Here is a 17,669-nt window from a genome sequence, read left to right on the forward strand (position 1 = left end):
AAAACTGACCTCTATGGAATGGCATGATGAAGGCATAATTCTCGGCACACGTCGTCATGGTGAAACCAGCGCCATTGTCGAAGTGATGACCCGTGAACATGGCCGACATCTGGGCATGGTGCGCGGCGGGCGATCCCGCCGCATGCAGCCGCTGCTCCAGCCCGGCAACCATGTCGATATCGGCTGGTGGGCGCGGCTGGACGAGCATATGGGCAGTTTCACCATCGAGCCGCTGGGCTTTGCCGCAGCCCGGCTCATTGAAACGCCTGTCGCCCTTTATGGCATCCAGCTTGCAGCCTCGCATTTGCGGCTCTTGCCGGAACGCGACGCCCATCGCGGACTTTATGAAACGCTGCGGCTGATCATCGAGCATTTTGACGATCCGCTCGCATCCGGCGAATTGCTGCTGCGGTTCGAAGTCATGATGCTGGAAGAGCTGGGCTTCGGCCTAGATCTCAAGGAATGCGCCGCCACGGGCCGCCGTGAAGAGCTGATCTATGTCTCGCCGAAATCCGGCCGCGCCGTTTGTCGCGAGGCTGGCGCGCCTTGGGCAGACAAGCTTTTGGCCCTGCCTGCTTTCGTCAATGACACGGCTCTGCGTGCGTCGTCTTATGAAGACATCGACCAGGCCTTCAAGATGACGGGTTATTTCTTCCTGCGCCATGTCTGGGAACCGCGTGCGCAGACGCCGCCCGATTCCCGCGGCGGCTTTTTAAATGCGCTCAAACGCGGACAGGCAGGCTGAAAACTTGACCTTCAAAGGCTTCCGCACCGCGACCGATCGATTGGATCGCAGCAGCCATCCGACCATTACGTCCCAGAATCTCATCTGCAATCTCGATCAGGCGGATATTCGGCGTGGCGGAAGGCGACCGCTTCCGCAATTCGTTTGCCAGCCCTGCTTCGTCGCTTTGCGGATTGAGCGCTAGGGCCGCGATATAGGCGGCTGCGGTTGAACGGGAAATGCCCGCATAGCAATGGATGAGCAGCGGCGCGTTTTTGGGCCATGCGCGCACAAAGCCGAGCAAGGCTTGCACGTGGCTCGTGTCTGGCGCGACCATGCCTTCACGCGGTTCGGTAATGTCGTTGAATGTCAGCACCAGACGCCGCATAGCATCGCTTTCCGGCAATGCAGGAACTTCCCCGCTAGTCAGCGTTACGACATGGCTTGGCCGGTGATGCTCAAGCTGTAGAGCCAGTTGGGAGAGGGGGCTGACGGCGATCAGCGTCATGAGCCGCTCTTGCGCTTTTCTTCCAGCAAGGCGAAGCGCGCCAGAAAATCGCTCTGCACGCTTTGCGTCGGGCGTGGGGTCAGGTCCAGATTGGCTGGATCGAAGCCGCGCGGGCGACCGAAATATTTGATGGCTTCCCCTTCGCTGAAACCGGCCAGTCGCGTGGCTTCGAAAAACGCGGCAATCTGATCGGCGCGTTTTACCAGCGGTTTCAGCTTTGCGGACAATGTTGCAGGCAGGGAAAAGCGGTGGTGAATGGCGGTTTGTAGACGTGTTTCAATCAGCTTGTAATTGCCCCCCATCACCGCCTTGAACGGCGAGATCATGTCGCCGATGACATATTCCGGCGCATCATGCAGCAGCGTCAGGATTTGCCATTCGACGCTTGCATCGGGCACGAGGCGATTGAATATCTCTTCCACCAGCAGGGAGTGCTGGGCGACGGAAAACGCATGTTCGCCGACAGTCTGCCCGTTCCAGCGCGCCACGCGGGCGAGGCCATGCGCAATGTCCTCGATTTCCACATCGAGCGGCGAGGGGTCGAGCAGGTCCAGCCTGCGGCCCGACAGCATGCGTTGCCAGGCGCGCGCTTTGCCGGATGATTGATCCGCCGCCGCCATCAGGCGTTGCCTGCTTCGATTTCCGGGAAGCCGAACCGAACATGCGGCGGGAGGCTCAGTTCTAGCGGTGTTTCGCCAGCGAAAAGGGGCGTGCCAGCATCCATCGCATCCTTGACGCGGTCAATGCGCACAAGCGCTATACCGATGCCGTTGGCAGAACTGCCGAGAGTGCCGACTTCGCGTCCGTCCGCTGTAATGGGCGTGCCGAGCGGTGGCAGATTACCTTCCGACTTGGCGACCAGAACCCGGCGTCGCGGCGTGCCGCGATGCTGCATACGCGAGACGACTTCCTGTCCGATGAAGCATCCCTTCGGGAAGGTGACGCCGCCGATCTGGTCGAAATTGACGTCATGGGGAAACACATCGCTATAGGCAAAATCGGCTTCGCCTTCTGCGATACCATATTCGGCGCGCAGCTTCGTCCAAGCCGATGCGTCGGCATTTTCACCGGCCTGACCATAGGTGCGAAGCACGTTCAACTCAGCCGGAAAGCGGGAATCGCGTTTTGTTGAATCATCTTGTGAAGGAGCGGAATCAGTTTGCCAGGAAACGCTGACAAGTGATTCCGGCAATTGTGTAATTTCCGCTTTGGCGCGCAGGCGATAGAATGTCATGCGCTTGCAGAAATCAGCTGCAATGCTTGCGGGCATGTCGAAGCGCAGGCCGTTTTCAATACGCGAGACAAGGAAATCGAACAGGATTTTTCCCTGCGGCGTCAGCAGCGCACCCGGTTTGGCTTCGTCTGGGCCGAGCTTGTCGAGATTGGTCGTGATTACGGCCTGCAAAAACTTTTCCGCGTCTTCGCCGGTGATGTGGACCAGTGCTCTGTTGGAAAGATTGATCGTTTCGGCTGCCGTTGTCATCGCTTCTTCCTTGCGTTTCGCGCCTTCGTTACGTAATCCCCATTGGAAAGGCTCGCAAGTCCCATCAGCAGCGTAGGAGAGCACAATGGCCGAGACGTTCGACACGATTCTGAAAGGCGCAACCCTCGTCAATCATGACGGCACCGGGCAGCGCGATATCGGTATTCGCAACGGGCTTATCGCCGCTATAGGCTCTCTGGGGCAGGCGTCGGCAGGCGAAGTGATCGACTGCACCGGCCTGCATATCCTGCCGGGCGTGGTGGACAGCCAGGTTCATTTCCGCGAGCCGGGTCTGGAGCATAAGGAAGACCTGGAAACCGGTTCCCGCGCTGCCGTGCTGGGCGGGGTTACGGCTGTCTTTGAAATGCCGAACACCAAGCCGCTGACCACGACCGTCGAAACGCTGGAAGACAAGATCCGTCGCGGACGCCACCGCATGCATTGCGATTTCGCCTTTTGGGTCGGCGGCACACGCGACAATGCGAAGGACGTTGCCGAACTGGAGCGCCTTCCGGGCGCCGCAGGCATCAAGGTGTTCATGGGTTCCTCGACCGGCGATCTGCTGGTTGAAGACGATGACGGCGTTCGCTCCATCCTGAAAAATACACGCCGCCGCGCTGCCTTCCATTCGGAAGACGAATTCCGCCTCAAGCAGCGCGAAGGTTTGCGCGTGCAGGGCGATCCGTCCAGCCATCCGGTTTGGCGCGATGAAATTGCTGCGCTGCAATGCACGGAACGTCTGGTGCGCATTGCGCATGAAACCGGCGCACGCATTCATGTGCTGCATATTTCCACGGCTGAAGAAATCGACTTTCTGCAAGCGCATAAGGATGTTGCGACCTGCGAAGCAACCCCGCATCACCTGACGCTTTCCGCCGATGAATACAAGACACTGGGCAATCTCATCCAGATGAACCCGCCGGTGCGTGACAACCGCCACCGCGACGGCATCTGGAAGGGTATCGATCAGGGTATCGTCGATGTGCTGGGCTCCGACCATGCCCCGCATACGCTGGAAGAAAAGCAGAAGCCTTATCCGGCCTCGCCATCCGGCATGACCGGCGTGCAGACGCTGGTGCCAATCATGCTCGACCATGTGAATGCGGGCAAACTGTCGCTGGAGCGCTTCGTTGATCTGTCGAGCCACGGCCCGAACCGTATTTTCGGCATGTCGCGCAAGGGCCGCATCGCTGTCGGCTATGATGCTGATCTGACCATTGTGGACATGAAGCGCCGCGAAACCATCACGCATGAACAAGCAGGCTCAAAAGCTGGCTGGACGCCTTACCACGGCAAGACCGTCACCGGCTGGCCGGTCGGGACGATTGTTCGCGGCATCAAGGTGATGTGGGATGCGGAAATCGTGAACCCGCATCAGGGCGAGCCGGTTGAATTCATCGAGGCTCTGCCGCGCGGATAATGGGTTTTCACGCTGTTCGAACGAATGGCGTGATTTGTCCCATCTTTGTCCGGCATCTATCTTTCGCTCCAGTCTGTACGGCGTAAATTCTCTCCTATATTCACACTGTAGGAGAACAAAAATGTCCGCTCAAGATACCGTTCTGCTTGTCGTCGATGCGCAGGAATCCTTCCGGCACCAGCCTTATTATCGTGAGGCCGATGTGGCCGCCTATGTCGAGCGCCAGCAAAAGCTGATTGATGGCGCAAAGCAGGCGGGTATTCCGGTTGTGCAGATTTTCCACATGGAAGAGAGCGGCAACTTTGCCGAAGCATCGGGCCATGTCCGCACGCTCGCGCCGCTCTCCTTCACGCCGGATGCGGTGTTCCGTAAGCGTCGTCACAGTGCGCTGGTCGGCACCGGTCTCGATGTATGGCTGGTAGCAAACGGTATTCGCCGGGTGATCGTTTCCGGCATTCGCACGGAACAGTGCTGCGAAACCACCACACGTCAGGCGTCCGATCTGGGCTATACGGTCGATTTCGTCGGCGAGGCGACGCTGACCTTCCCGATGACTGACGCAACGGGCCGTGAATGGAGCGCTGCCGAGATTCGTGCGCGCACTGAACTCGTACTGGCCAATCGCTTCGCCCGTATCGCCACGGTGGAAGAAGCGCTGGCTGGCCAGCAGGAACGGAAGGCCGCATGACGCAACCGACAGACGGCAAGCAAATCATTCCCGTCTATGTCATCGTTCCGCCACGTCTGCTTTTGCTTGACGTGGCAGGACCGCTGGAAGTGTTGCGCAAGGCGAATCTCGATCAGGACAAGGTCGAATTTGCGGTGCATTATGTCGGGCCGCTCGGCACTGTTCACAGTTCCATCGGTCTGACAGTAACTGGCGTCGAACCGTTGCCGGATAGCGTGCCGCAGGGTTCGCTGGTGATCGTGTCCGGTTCCACGGATATACCGCTTGGCGGGCCCGTCGCCAGCCGGGATGAAGACGCCGTCCTTGAGAATGAAATTATCGGCTGGCTGAAGCGTGTCGTCTGCCCCGGTGTTCGGCTGGTCACGATCTGCTCGGGCGCCCTGCTGGCGGCGCGCGCAGGCCTGCTCGATGGCTATGTCTGCACGACGCACCATATGGCCATTACAGAACTGGAAAAGTCAGCACCCACCGCAAAAGTGCTGCAAAACCGGCTTTTCGTGGAAGATGGCGAACGGCTGACCAGTGCGGGTATTACCGCCGGGATCGACCTGATGCTGCAAATCGTGGCCGATTTGACCAGCCACGCAGTCGCCTTGTCGGTGGCGCGCTATCTGGTTGTTTACCTCCGACGCAGCGGCGGCGATCCGCAGCTCTCGCCCTGGCTTGAAGGGCGTAACCACATGAACCCCGTCGTGCACCGTGCGCAGGACGCCATCGCAGCGGATCCCGCCGGAGCATGGCCCGTCGAAAAGCTTGCCGATGTGAGTGGCGCGAGCCCGCGCAATCTCTCGCGGCTGTTCAATGAACATGCGGGCATGAGCGTGACGGATTATGTCAACCGGCTGAAAGTTGGTCTGGCCCGCGAAATGCTGCTTAATTCAGATCTCGATATAGAGAATGTGGCTGAAAAATCTGGCTTTGCCTCGGCGCGGCAGTTTCGCCGTGCCTGGCAGCGCATCTATAACCAGTCGCCAAGCCGCGCGCGTGGACCAGTGGGGTAATTATTCCCCGGCGGTGAAAAAGCGCCAGCTTCCATCGGGCGCAATGCCGATGCTGTAGAAAATATAGCCGCCTGCCTTTTTCATGTCTTCGAAATCGCTGGCGGTGACGATCTGGAAAAGCTCGACGGTCTGCGACGGTGTCAGCCTGTCGAGCGGCATGGCGTAGAAATAGGGCCAGACATAAACCTCATCATCCGTTCCGGCATTCACATGCACATAACCTGTGCCGAGCAGGTCGGCGATGATGGCGAGGATTTCGCGGCCTTCCGCATCGCCAGCCAGCGATTTCAGAAATTCGATGACGTCTTCTTCGTGGTCTTCCAGCGAAAACTGTGTGCTGTTGTGGGCTTCGCCCAACAGCGGGCGCAACAGCTCGATATCGCCGGATTGTGCGGCGGCGAGCATTTTCTCGCGCATTTGCCGGACAGGCTGCGGCAGTTTGTCGAAATCACGCAACACTTCCGGCATCGGTTTGGCAACCGGTTGGGCAGGGCTGGCGGGCACGTTCTGCGGTGTTGCAGAGGGCACCCGATGCGGCAGCGCATTGGGAAGCGGTATCGGCGACGAAGCCGGATGTTCGTCCGGTGCGGTGCTATAGGCTGGCAGTGTCAGGAATTCAGAACGATCCACAAACGCCAATTGATCCGCTGCCGCTAAGGCGGGCAGTGAGACGAGCATCATGCCCGCGACGAGCGCGAGCGGTCGGACGGAATTCCAGATTGCAGGATGCATCGGCGTTGTCGGAGGACGACTGGTGGGAACGGCCGGTTCTTGCCCCTCGACCGGCGACGTTATGGCTTAGCTATTGCAGGATGCGTGCTGGCAGGAAAGCGCCAGCTTCGATCTGTTCGCGCATCTTTTCGATCAGTTCGAGCGCGCAATCGTCGCCAGCCTCACGGATCAATTCCGTCAGCGCGGTTGTAAATGCAGCTTCGGCGAGGATTTCAGGCTCAATGCCTTCGGAAATACCGTCCGCCCAGGCCTCGTTCTGATATTCGATAGCTACGAGTTTCTTCTCGCGTGCGATCATCTCGTCCAGATCGGTCGGTGCATGTTCCATAGACTTCATCCTGGCTTTCGCCTTTCTGCCGTTTTGCGGATGTCTCACCGTGTTCCGGGAGCGCAATCCATTTGCGGCCTGCCTGCCTTCTTAAGACAGTGTTAACAGATTATACCGGATTTGAACGAGACTATTCTCCGCAATCCGCATAAGAGTGTATGATTGGTTAATTTCCATAGCGCGAGATGATCTCGTTCGACAAGCCTTCGCCTTCCTTCATATAGCGGTCTATCGCCGCAAGCGCGGAAGGGGTGCAGCTGGTATAATTGTCGCTGAAGACGCGATATCCGTGGTTGAAGCTCGAAACGATCCTCACCCGTTCGCCCTCCGACGGCTTCTCGGCGGCGATGATCGCGTCCATGCGGTCGCGCCATTCGCTGCCTGCTTCTCCGCACAGGTTACGCAGATAGTGCAGCGAGCCCAGAACCTCGGCAAGCCGCAACATCTTGCCCTCATAGGGCGCATCCTGCGCAAAAGCCGGACCGGCTGCGCCTGCCCACATCAACAATGCGAACCGGAACAGTTTCATGCCTTTCAATCGGAAACCCTCTCACATGAAATGCACTTGTTGCGTGAAATAGGGGCTGCTTCAAGGCAGATTGTCAAACAGGATGAAACGAGGCCGATCAATATCCCAAGCCATCTTCGCTTTCCGCAACGGAGCGGGCGACGTCGAGCGTGCTGTCAGTCACGCGGGCATGGGCCATTTCTTCCAACGTTAGCCAATGGATCGCGGCAGCGTCATCGCCGGCCTGTTCGCGCCCTGAAATATCCAGCGCACGAAAGACCGACAGGAAATAGCTTTTCTCATAGACCTTGCCTTCCAGCGCCAGATCGACGGTGATGACGTGGGAAAGCGCGCTGACATCGAGCGCAGTTTCTTCCTTCAACTCGCGAATGGCGGCCTGTTCCGGCGTCTCGCCCGCTTCGATGCTTCCGCCCGGAAAAGCCAGCCAGCCTTTCCACGGCTCCTTGCCGCGTTCGACCAGCAGAAAGCGGCCATCGCGACGACAGATCAGCGAAACGCCATGAACATGAAGCGGAACGGGAATGACGGGGATCGTGGGCATGGAATAGCTATGATCGGCTTGCGGCGTTTTGGCAATCGCAAACCGGTCTTGACCACCAGCACAAAAACCTGAACATGGCCACCATGTGCGGACGCTTTTCATTGACGACAAGTCGGGAAGAACTCGAGATCTTTCTGGCTGCCATGATCTCGGAGGATTTTCCTCCTCGCTATAATATCGCCCCGACCCAGCCGATCCTGACCATAGTGGCAGGCGAAACGCCGTCTCTTTCCAGTTTTGTCGGCAACATGCCTCCGGTAGGTAGTAACCGCCCGGATCGGGTGGGCACGCTGGTGCGCTGGGGTTTTGTGCCATCATGGGTGAAAGACCCGAATGACTGGTCGTTGGTATTCAATATCCGCTCGGAAACAGCTGCCGAAAAGAACTCGTTTCGCGCCGCGCTGAATCACCGTCGCGCGCTTGTTCCGGCTTCCGGCTTTTATGAATGGCGTCGCGAGGGGAAGAACAAGGCGCAAGCCTATTGGGTACGCCCACGCAATGGCGGCATGGTCGCCTTCGGTGCACTGATCGAAACCTGGAGCGGTGCCGACGGGTCGCAGATCGATACGGGCGGCATTTTGACGACAAGCGCCAATGCACTCCTGCGTCCTATCCATGAACGCATGCCGGTGGTGGTGCAGCCCGAAGATTTTGCACGCTGGCTCGACTGCAAGCGCTTCTTGCCGCGCGAAGTGGCGGACATCATGCGCCCGGTGCAGGAGGATTTTTTCGAGGCGATACCCGTCTCGGACAAGGTCAATAAGGTGAGCAACGCCACGCCGGATCTGCAGACGCGTGTCGAAGAAACGATGGAAGCTCAGAAAGCACCACAAAAGCGCAAGGCCAAAGCGGAACCCGAAGACAGTTCCGGCGGTCAGCTTTCAATGTTCTGACCGCGTTGCGCGACTTAATAGTGGTCGTTACCGCTTACTTGGCGAATTTTTTGGTGGCCAGTATAGAATGACGACGATTGTCGTTACGGCCTGCGCTGCTGCGCTTTGCTGCCGTCATCAAGGCGGCGACGAGCGCGGCGGGGCCAATTTCACGATACTTGTCGACCAGACGGTCCTGACGCGGTTGCAGTTCACTCTTAGACATTTTTACTTCCTTTCCCCGAAGCGTTCGGTCCCGAATGCTTCTAAAACCAACCGAACTTCGGTTACGCCTAAGTAATTTACACTCACTATTTTGTGATGGATTGAGACCGAATGAAGGCTGTTTGGGGCCGGTTTTGGGGTAATCCGGTTAACGCCCGTCAAGAATTATCGGGGTTGCAGAAATGCAACATTTTGGCAGATGTCCGCGTCTCTCAAGTTTTTCGAAGCGCAATCAAGTTTTTTATCAAACCCGGTATAGGAGGGGCGTCTCTGCGTTTCCTCTGATCTGTGAGCATGCCCAGGTTTTTGAACTTTATTTCGATCGCTGTTTTGGATGCCCCAAAATGAGTTGATAAAATAGACAGTAACTCTTCGTACACCATAAAATTGCAAGGCTGATCGTCAACGAATATGTATCCATGCCCGCGATCTTTTATGTCGAGAATGTGCCGATAATATCCAGTCACGTTTTTGAAAACTTCATCGGGAAGAATTAGATTTGCTGAAAAAATATTGGCCTGAAATTCTAGTCGTTCGTAATTGAAGGTGACTTCTTTTTCGCTATTTATCAGCAGGTCTTTTTCGACGATCGTTTCTGAACTCAGATACATTTCATGGTTTAGGCAGAAATGGCCGATCTCATGACCGATCGTGAACCGTTCTCGATTTTTATTTTCGTGGGCGTTAATAAGAATTAATCTACGTTGAAAGTTTGCAGATCCGAGAGTAACAATTCCATTTTCATCTTGAATTTTCTGGTTTGTGAATTGCAAGTCTATCGATAGACAGGAGCAAACTTTCTCTAGATCAACGGGGCCACTCTTGTAGTTGATTCGTTTTAGCACTTCCGCAGCGGATTTTTTTATGTGTTCGTTGGGAATATAACGAGCAGATACCAAGTCGTGGTCTTTTTTAGATTCGGTTGAGATGTTGGGGTCCAGACTACACAAAAAACGGCCAAGATTTCCGAAAAATCTTCCGTCGTGATAAGCAGAAAATTTAAGGGACTTGGTAGGCGGAGCACTCGAGAAAATCTGGGCTTCAATGAATCTATTTTCAACGAAGATACGTCCCGTGCGATCAGCAATTATATCCAGCCCAGTTTCATCATATTTTACAATGCCCATCTTGTTGTTTAAAGCAACTTTTTCTGCGCCCGATTGTAAGCGTGAGGATATTACTAGGACGCCCTTCACTGCATTCGGGAATATTCGACCTATTTTCGAGGAAAAATCATTTACGTATGTTTCCGGTATATTCCCATTATAGTTCTTACACTCAAATATGACGTGCAGATGGGGTGAGTGTCTGCCTTTTCGATATACCTCCAGGACGATGTCAAATTCAACGTCATCCTCACGTTGCTTGCAATCTTATTTCTTCTTTCTAAAGATTTTACAGTTTTCCGGCGGGTAAATGTCAAAAAGCAATTCTCCGCGATTTTGCTGATCTATAAGGTATCGGTAAAATGCATCTTCAAGTTTATCGCCCTTAAGGGTGGAGTTCACGATTTTTCCTTGAGTTTAGAAAGCAATGGCAGAATGACATGTGCTATTTTATATCCAAATAGTTGTTATTAAAAGTGGAAGATACCCCAGAACTTATGCGAGGAGCTTAGATTTTACGAACGCGAAATAGGGCCCGCGCATACGCCCTTAAAAGCCGCAATAGTGGCTCTGTGCTTTCTGGCAAAATAATCCCCCCCAAGCAAAAGCGCTTGACTGTCGTTCGCCGGACAGGGATAAGTGCTGCCATGAAAACGCCGACCACGAACATTTGTATTTGTGCGATCATTATTGGCTAGCAGCCTGCTGGCCCGGCCGTTTTCGTCTCCCTTCCATAAAACAGGATGATAACGCCCCGGCCAGATGGCTGCGATCCGTTGTGCATTGAATTCACTTGGATTTGCTGGTTTTTTTGGGGAATGGTTCCATGGCTGATGCGCCGCAATTGCGTCTTTACAATACGCTGACCCGCACGAAGGAGGATTTTTCCCCCATCGATGCCGACAATGTGCGCATGTATGTCTGCGGACCCACCGTTTATGATTTTGCCCATATCGGCAATGCGCGCCCGGTCATCGTCTTCGACATTCTTTTCCGGCTTTTACGCCAGGTTTACGGTTCCGAACACGTTACCTATGCGCGCAACATCACCGACGTTGACGACAAGATCAATGCGCGCGCCGCACGCGATTATCCGAAGCTGCCTTTCAACGAGGCCATCCGGCGTGTGACGGAAAGCACCAATGCGCAGTTTCAGGCCGATGTGACGGCGCTCGGCAATCTGGCGCCGAGTGTTCAGCCGCGCGCGACCGAGCATATGGACGAGATGCGCGCGATGATTGACCGTCTGGTCTCCATCGGCGTCGCTTATGTGGCAGAAGATCACGTGCTGTTTTCGCCCTCCGCCATGAACGAGCGCGTCAAGACGTTCGGCGGTCCGCGCTATGGCGCGCTGGCGCGCCGCTCGCTCGATGAAATGCTGGCGGGTGCGCGTGTGGACGTTGCCTCCTACAAGCGTGACGAGATGGATTTCGTGCTGTGGAAGCCTTCAAAGGAAGGCGAACCGGGCTGGCCATCCCCCGCAGGTATCGAGACGCTCGGCCGTCCGGGCTGGCATATCGAATGCTCGGCCATGTCGATGGCCAAACTTCTGGAGCCGTTCGGCGGGGGACTGAAATGCGACGATCCGGACAAGAACCGCTTTGATATTCATGGCGGCGGCATCGATCTGGTCTTCCCGCACCACGAGAACGAAATCGCGCAGTCCTGCTGCGCATTCGGCACCGAGCGGATGGCCAATATCTGGATGCATAACGGCTTCCTGCAGGTCGAAGGGCAGAAAATGTCGAAATCGCTCGGCAATTTCATCACCATTCGTGACGTGCTGAATGGCGGCCTGCCGCAACTGGGTGCGTGGGACGACAACGCAATCCGTGATCGCTGGGTCGGTCTGGCTGCGCGCCTGTCGATGCTGCAAACCCATTATCGCGAACCGATCAACTGGACGGCACAGCGTCTGGCTGAATCAGCCGACGAACTGCGCCGCTGGTATGGTTTGCTGCGTGATGTAAAGTTTGCGGCGCCAGAGAAGCTCACCGCAATCGGTGAAGTGACGGAAGCCCTGTCCGACGATCTGAACAGCTGGGTCGCGATCACCGCATTGCGCAAGGCGTTCAAGAACAAGGATATTGCGACATTGGGCGAGGGCATGGCGCTGATGGGCCTGCTCGATCCTTACTTCGTGACGGCGGAGGATGTGCCGGTGTTCGCCAAAGCGAATGTCGATACGGATGCCATTGAGGCGCGCATTACGGAACGCCTGCGCTTCATCAAGGAGAAGAACTTCACGGAAGCTGATCGCATCCGCGATGCGCTTCTCGCGGAAGGCGTGCAGCTCAAGGATGGCAAGGATCCTGCCACGGGCGAGCGCATGACGACGTGGGATGTGGTAGGCTGACAGCGTTTTTGATTGGGGAGGACCACATGACGCTCGATAACAAGCCGATTTATACCGGCGGCTGCCAATGCGGCGCGGTGCGTTTCCGCGTCGACGGCGCTTTGGGTTCGGCCTCTATCTGTCATTGCCGCATGTGCCAGAAGGCTTTCGGCAATTTCTATGCGCCGCTGGTTTCCGTCGAGCAGGCAAAACTGGAATGGACGCGCAACGAGCCCAAGCGTTTTCGCTCTTCCAATCATGTGCAACGCGGGTTCTGCCCGGAATGCGGAACCCCGCTCACCTATGAAGCGCCGGATGGCATCGCGCTCGCCATCGGTGCGTTCGATGCGCCGGAGGAAGTGGAGCCGACCGTGCAATGGGGCATCGAAAAGCAGCTTCCTTATGTGAGCGGACTTGCAAACCTTCCCGGCTATGCAACCGAACGCGATCCGGAGAGCATCGAATTTGTCAGGACGATGATTTCCTATCAGCATCCAGACTACGACACAGATAATTGGCCGCAACGGTAACGTTGAACCAATAGAGACCCACCGACAGGCAGGCATTTATGGCACGCGAACGCATCTACATCTACGACACGACCTTGCGCGACGGGCAGCAAACCCCCGGCATTGATTTTTCTGTCGAGGACAAGAAGTCGATTGTCGCGCTGCTTGAGGAACTGGGCGTCGATTATGTCGAGGGCGGCTATCCGGGCGCCAATCCGACCGATACGGCTTTTTTCAAGCGCCGTCAGACGTCGCGGTCGAAATTTACCGCCTTCGGCATGACCAAACGTGCTGGTGTTTCCGCGTCGAACGATCCGGGACTGTCGAGCCTACTGCAGGCTTCCGCCGATGCTGTTTGTTTCGTTGCCAAAAGCTGGGACTATCATGTGCGGCTGGCGCTTGGCTGCACCAATGAGGAAAATCTGGAATCGATCACGGCATCGGTGACGGCTGCGCGTATGGCGGGCCGTGAGGCGCTGGTCGATTGCGAACACTTCTTTGACGGCTACAAGGCTAATCCGGACTATGCGCTGGAATGCGCGAGGGCGGCTTATACGGCGGGCGCACGCTGGGTTGTGCTGTGTGACACCAATGGCGGTACGCAGCCGCATGAAATTGCCGAAATCGTCAATGCGGTGAAGGCCGTGGTGCCCGGTGAAAGCCTCGGCATCCACGCCCATAATGACACGGAACAGGCCGTTGCCGTTTCGCTTGCCGCCATCGATGCCGGTGTGCGGCATGTGCAAGGCACGCTGAACGGTATTGGCGAGCGCTGCGGCAATGCCAATCTGGTTTCGCTGATCCCGACGCTGCTGCTCAAGCCATACTGGTCGGAGCGGTTTGAACTCGGCATCAAACCGGCTTCGCTGAAGGCGATCACCCGTATTTCGCGTGCGTTTGACGATATTTTGAACCGTCCGCCGACCGAGCAGGCGCCTTATACCGGCACATCAGCTTTCGCGACGAAAGCGGGCATCCATGCTTCGGCCTTGCTCAAGGAACCGCAGACCTACGAACATGTTCCGCCGGAAACGGTCGGCAACAGCCGTCGCGTCATGGTTTCGGATCAGGGTGGCAAGTCTAATTTCATCGCCGAGCTGGAGCGTCGCGGCATCCGCGTTGCGAAAGACGATGTCCGCCTCGATACGCTGATCACGCTGGTCAAGGAGCGCGAGGCGGAAGGCTATGCCTATGAGGGCGCGGATGCAAGTTTCGAACTTCTGGCGCGCAATATGCTCAATCCGCAGCCGGAATTCTTCAAGGTCGAGTCGTTCCGTTGTCTCGTCGAGCGCCGTTTCGATGCCAATGGCATGCTGAAGACCGTGTCGGAAGCGGTGGTCAAGGTGGAGGTCGATGGCGAAGTGCGCATGTCTGTCGCCGAAGGCCACGGCCCGGTCAATGCACTCGACATTGCACTGCGCAAGGATCTCGGTCGCTATCAGGCGGAAATCGAAGATCTCGAACTCGTGGACTTCAAGGTGCGTATCCTGAATGGCGGTACGGCGGCGATCACGCGCGTCCTGATCGAGTCGGGCGACGCCACAGGCGCGCGCTGGCGCACGGTTGGCGTTTCGGACAATATCATCGATGCCTCATTTCAGGCGCTGATGGATTCCGTGAATTTTAAACTTATGAAAAACCGCGCCATGGCCGGGCTTGCGGCTGCGGAATAACCGCCATCATTCACTAGGATTGATGCTTCAATCAGTTTAATTGAATGGATTTTATGTATTGAGAAGCGCATAGCAGTGGCTGAACAAGTCATCTGCTATGCGATTTATTCAAAAGCGGATTTGCTTTCGAGTGGAGAGAGACAATGACCGATGAGACCCTGTCCGATACCCGTCTTTCGGATGGGGCCAGAGGTTTTCTCATGGCGTTCGGCGCCTATGCGCTTTGGGGCGCATTGCCGTTTTATCTGAAAATGGTAGCCCATATTCCGGCTATGGAAGTGGTGTCTCACCGCGTCATCTGGTCGGTGCCGGTTGCTTTGCTGCTGCTGGTCGCGCTTGGGCAATTCAAGGATATTCTCAACGCAGTTCGACAGCCGCGTATGCTCGCAATGGCGGCGCTGACCGCAGCGCTTATCACCGCAAACTGGACCATTTATGTCTGGGCGGTCGCGCATGACCAGGTCATGGGCGCAGCACTTGGTTATTACATCAATCCACTGTTCAATGTGGTGCTGGGCGGCCTGTTTCTCGGTGAACGGTTGAGCAAGGTGCAATATGTCGCTGTCGGCCTTGCCGCGGCAGCTGTCCTGCTGCTCACGTTCAATGCCGGCGGCTTGCCTTGGGTGTCGCTCGCTTTGCCGGTGTCCTTCGGTCTCTATGGCTTCTTCCGGAAATCACTGCCGATGCAGCCATTGCAGGGCTTCACGCTTGAAGTGCTGATCCTGTGTATTCCGGCGCTCGCCTATGTGGCATGGCTCGGCTCGACTGGTCAGGACCATTTCTTCGCCGGTCCGGTTTCGAATGTCGGTCTCCTGCTGCTTGCCGGTCCGTTCACCGCCATCCCGCTTATTCTTTATGCGGGCGGTGCAAAACTTCTGCGCTACACCACGCTTGGGCTGATGCAGTATATGACGCCCACCATGTTGTTTTTCTTCGCGATTTTCATCTTCCACGAGCCGTTTTCGACCGTGCAGCTTGGCGCTTTCGTGCTGATCTGGGCGGGGCTTGCGCTCTACTCCTGGTCGACACTGTCCCAGCACCGCCGCAACCGCGCGCGGGACTGACCAGCAATCATAAATAATTTGTGATTTACCTCCGGTGGATAACCTCCACCGGAGGTCTTAATTTGGCCGCTCTATCAGCATCAGTTCCGCCGATATTTGCAGAGAACCTAGAGTATTGTCGGTATGGCCCCGAGGGCAGGATACTTCCATCGCAAGCTTGCGGTTGCGACGGTGAACCCATTGGGGTCCGTCTTTGCACCTGCTGGCACAAATATGAAGGCGGAACCGTTATCACATCGTAGCCTTGGGCCGGTGCGCTGGGTTCGCTTTTCCTTGCATACGCATATGCGCTTCTGTCTCGCGCTGGCCTCCGTCACGGTCATTGCCGGTGGCGCGATGATACTCGCGACCGGCGGGCTTGTGCGCCATGGTCGTGCCGCACAGCCAGCTTTTGCCAGCCCGACAAGCTTGGTTCGCCGGCATCGCGCCGCAGCCAAAGATGCGCGGCTGGTGCCCGCCGCGATTAATGACTTAAGCCATCGCGTGTCGCGCCGCATCGATATCGCGGAAGGCGTCGAGGATGGCGATGCGCGGCTTTATACCTATCAGCACGTGGTGCTGGATGTGAAAGGCCGCGACGCCAGGCGGCCCGCCATTGACGATACGATGGATGGAACAACAATAGCGGCCAAGTGTTGCGAACCGGCGCAACCGCTGTCCGAACTGGAGCGCGGCGTTCCGGTCAATGTCAGCCTTGCCAAGCCCGCCGCCCATGAGAAGGCGGATGTGCATGAAATCATCGTTGCGCCGCAATCGCGGGAACGAATAGAGGCGCTTTTGCAGGCCGCGGGGATCGCCGCCGAAGACAGTCAGAGATTGGAAGAAGCGCTGGCCCGCACCGAATTGCTTCCGGGCGACAATCTGGAACTGCTGGTCGACAAGAAAGACGGCAGCGATGCCGCCGCCCATGTTTCGCTGGCCCGCTTCAACCACGGCAATGCCAACAAGGCCGTTTATGGTCGGGCAGATGACGGTGTCTTTCATTCGACCGGTAATGAGCGGCTTTTTGCGCGTTTGTCCCGCGATGCCATGCTGAGCGCCTATCATCCATCGGCTCCGGCGGAAAACAGCAATGGCTCGATAGAAACGAGGCTGGTTCAGGCGGGCGCTCCACGAGAAATCGTGCGTGAAGTCGAGAAGCTTGCGGAACAGAACGGTGTCGTGCTGGAGAAGGGCGTCAATGCGCCGGATCTGATCGACCTTCTTTTCAGGAAAAGCGCAGAAACCGACCCGGAACTGGTATTTGTGGAATTCACCACCAACGGTAAAAGCAAGCGCCTCTACCGTCACGAAGGCAAGGGCGGCGCCACGGACTACTTCAACGAGGATGGCTCCTCGATGACCAAATATCTGATGCACAAACCTTTGCCGAACGGGCGACTGAACGATGGTTTCGGCTGGCGTATCCACCCGGTTCTGCACGTCCGCAAGCATCATAACGGTGTCGATTACGACGCACCGATAGGTTCGCCGATCGTGGCTGCGGGCGACGGCGTCGTGGAACTGATTTCATACCAGAAGGGTTATGGCAAATATGTGCGTATCCGCCATCAGGGCGGTTACAGCACCACCTATGCGCATCTTTCATCGGCCAAGGAAGGACTGCGCGTCGGCCAGCATGTCAAGCAGGGCGAAGTCATCGCCTATGTCGGCTCGACCGGCTATTCCACGGGTCCGCATCTTTATTATGAGCTGAAAGTCGGCGATCAATATGTCGACCCGCTGACCGCGCGCCTCAATGCCGGTGAAAAGCTCTCCGGTTCGTCGCTGTCGAGTTTCCGCGAGGAAATCGATCACGTCGGTCAGATCGTCGATGAAATGACGCTGCCGATTCTGAAAGACGGCTCAGACGCCAAGGACAAGACCGAACCGCATGACCGACCGGCCAATAGTCAAAAGGCGGGCCGGGTGGCTGGTGGCCACCATTAAAT

Annotated in this window: 18 protein-coding genes and 1 pseudogene; 10 read left to right on the plus strand and 9 right to left on the minus strand. The window is 56.7% G+C overall.

The window, feature by feature from the left end; translation table 11 throughout:
- Positions 1-13 precede the first annotated feature (13 nt).
- Complete coding sequence (gene recO, locus ABWW11_RS04720; protein WP_319080394.1) at positions 14-745, plus strand: DNA repair protein RecO; 732 nt, start codon at positions 14-16, stop codon at positions 743-745.
- Here the strand turns inward: recO and ABWW11_RS04725 are convergent.
- The 3 genes from ABWW11_RS04725 to ygfZ are packed head-to-tail and all read right to left on the minus strand — an operon-like array spanning position 723 to position 2,715.
- Entirely contained in the window at positions 723-1,232 is a 510-nt protein-coding gene (locus ABWW11_RS04725; RefSeq protein WP_319080393.1) for a tyrosine phosphatase family protein, read from the minus strand. The two genes, recO and ABWW11_RS04725, sit on opposite strands and share 23 nt — an antisense overlap.
- The gene (locus tag ABWW11_RS04730) at positions 1,229-1,852 is read right to left on the minus strand and encodes a YfbR-like 5'-deoxynucleotidase (protein WP_319080392.1); all 624 of its coding nucleotides are present in this window, start codon (positions 1,850-1,852) and stop codon (positions 1,229-1,231) included. Before ABWW11_RS04730 ends, ABWW11_RS04725 begins: the two co-directional genes overlap by 4 nt.
- Positions 1,852-2,715, minus strand: a complete 864-nt coding sequence (gene ygfZ / locus ABWW11_RS04735) for a CAF17-like 4Fe-4S cluster assembly/insertion protein YgfZ (protein WP_319080391.1) — start codon at positions 2,713-2,715, stop codon at positions 1,852-1,854. Before ygfZ ends, ABWW11_RS04730 begins: the two co-directional genes overlap by 1 nt.
- Before the next feature lie 85 nt (positions 2,716-2,800).
- Between ygfZ and ABWW11_RS04740 the strand changes: the two genes are divergently transcribed.
- The 3 genes from ABWW11_RS04740 (at position 2,801) to ABWW11_RS04750 (ending at position 5,824) form a co-directional block, all read left to right on the plus strand.
- Entirely contained in the window at positions 2,801-4,135 is a 1,335-nt protein-coding gene (locus ABWW11_RS04740) for a dihydroorotase (protein WP_319080390.1), read from the plus strand.
- Positions 4,136-4,256: 121 nt separating this feature from the next.
- Positions 4,257-4,823 carry an isochorismatase family protein gene (locus tag ABWW11_RS04745; RefSeq protein WP_121535592.1) on the plus strand — a complete coding sequence of 189 codons (567 nt, stop codon included), beginning with the start codon at positions 4,257-4,259 and terminating at the stop codon, positions 4,821-4,823.
- Positions 4,820-5,824 (plus strand): GlxA family transcriptional regulator, encoded by a 1,005-nt coding sequence (locus tag ABWW11_RS04750; RefSeq protein ID WP_319080389.1) that lies wholly within the window; start codon positions 4,820-4,822, stop codon positions 5,822-5,824. The genes ABWW11_RS04745 and ABWW11_RS04750 overlap by 4 nt, the downstream gene beginning before the upstream one ends.
- On the opposite strand, the gene ABWW11_RS04755 is transcribed toward ABWW11_RS04750, so the two are convergent.
- The 4 genes from ABWW11_RS04755 to ABWW11_RS04770 form a co-directional block, all read right to left on the minus strand.
- Positions 5,825-6,619 (minus strand): hypothetical protein, encoded by a 795-nt coding sequence (locus tag ABWW11_RS04755; protein ID WP_413464680.1) that lies wholly within the window; start codon positions 6,617-6,619, stop codon positions 5,825-5,827.
- A gap of 7 nt (positions 6,620-6,626) precedes the next feature.
- Positions 6,627-6,884, minus strand: coding sequence for a hypothetical protein (locus ABWW11_RS04760; RefSeq protein ID WP_171318934.1), 258 nt, complete (start codon positions 6,882-6,884; stop codon positions 6,627-6,629).
- Positions 6,885-7,050: 166 nt separating this feature from the next.
- Positions 7,051-7,413, minus strand: a complete 363-nt coding sequence (locus ABWW11_RS04765; protein ID WP_109368659.1) for a TIGR02301 family protein — start codon at positions 7,411-7,413, stop codon at positions 7,051-7,053.
- 97 nt (positions 7,414-7,510) lie between these two features.
- On the minus strand, positions 7,511-7,954 hold the full coding sequence (locus ABWW11_RS04770; protein WP_319080387.1) for an NUDIX hydrolase: 444 nt from the start codon (positions 7,952-7,954) through the stop codon (positions 7,511-7,513).
- An 83-nt stretch (positions 7,955-8,037) separates the two neighbouring features.
- On the opposite strand from ABWW11_RS04770, the gene ABWW11_RS04775 reads away from it, so the two are divergent.
- A complete protein-coding gene (locus tag ABWW11_RS04775) occupies positions 8,038-8,847 on the plus strand; it encodes an SOS response-associated peptidase (protein WP_319080401.1) in 810 nt (269 codons plus the stop codon).
- 34 nt (positions 8,848-8,881) lie between these two features.
- Here the strand turns inward: ABWW11_RS04775 and ABWW11_RS04780 are convergent, their stop codons facing one another.
- Both ABWW11_RS04780 and ABWW11_RS04785 read right to left on the minus strand, forming a co-directional pair.
- Positions 8,882-9,052 carry a hydrolase gene (locus ABWW11_RS04780; protein ID WP_109370198.1) on the minus strand — a complete coding sequence of 57 codons (171 nt, stop codon included), beginning with the start codon at positions 9,050-9,052 and terminating at the stop codon, positions 8,882-8,884.
- Positions 9,053-9,263: 211 nt separating this feature from the next.
- Positions 9,264-10,559, minus strand: a pseudogene (locus tag ABWW11_RS04785) (ImmA/IrrE family metallo-endopeptidase).
- A 424-nt stretch (positions 10,560-10,983) separates the two neighbouring features.
- On the opposite strand from ABWW11_RS04785, the gene cysS reads away from it, so the two are divergent.
- The 5 genes from cysS (at position 10,984) to ABWW11_RS04810 (ending at position 17,667) form a co-directional block, all read left to right on the plus strand.
- The gene (gene cysS / locus ABWW11_RS04790; RefSeq protein ID WP_319080386.1) at positions 10,984-12,513 is read left to right on the plus strand and encodes a cysteine--tRNA ligase; all 1,530 of its coding nucleotides are present in this window, start codon (positions 10,984-10,986) and stop codon (positions 12,511-12,513) included.
- Positions 12,514-12,539: 26 nt separating this feature from the next.
- Positions 12,540-13,022, plus strand: coding sequence for a GFA family protein (locus ABWW11_RS04795; RefSeq protein ID WP_124915594.1), 483 nt, complete (start codon positions 12,540-12,542; stop codon positions 13,020-13,022).
- A gap of 38 nt (positions 13,023-13,060) precedes the next feature.
- Positions 13,061-14,674 (plus strand): citramalate synthase, encoded by a 1,614-nt coding sequence (gene cimA / locus ABWW11_RS04800; protein WP_109368663.1) that lies wholly within the window; start codon positions 13,061-13,063, stop codon positions 14,672-14,674.
- Between the two features lie 143 nt (positions 14,675-14,817).
- Positions 14,818-15,738, plus strand: a complete 921-nt coding sequence (rarD, locus tag ABWW11_RS04805) for an EamA family transporter RarD (RefSeq protein WP_109368664.1) — start codon at positions 14,818-14,820, stop codon at positions 15,736-15,738.
- A 123-nt stretch (positions 15,739-15,861) separates the two neighbouring features.
- On the plus strand, positions 15,862-17,667 hold the full coding sequence (locus tag ABWW11_RS04810; protein WP_371835925.1) for a M23 family metallopeptidase: 1,806 nt from the start codon (positions 15,862-15,864) through the stop codon (positions 17,665-17,667).
- Positions 17,668-17,669: the final 2 nt, after the last annotated feature.

Source organism: Brucella sp. NBRC 113783 (genome assembly GCF_040372265.1).
GTDB classification, from domain to species: Bacteria; Pseudomonadota; Alphaproteobacteria; order Rhizobiales; family Rhizobiaceae; genus Brucella; species Brucella teleogrylli.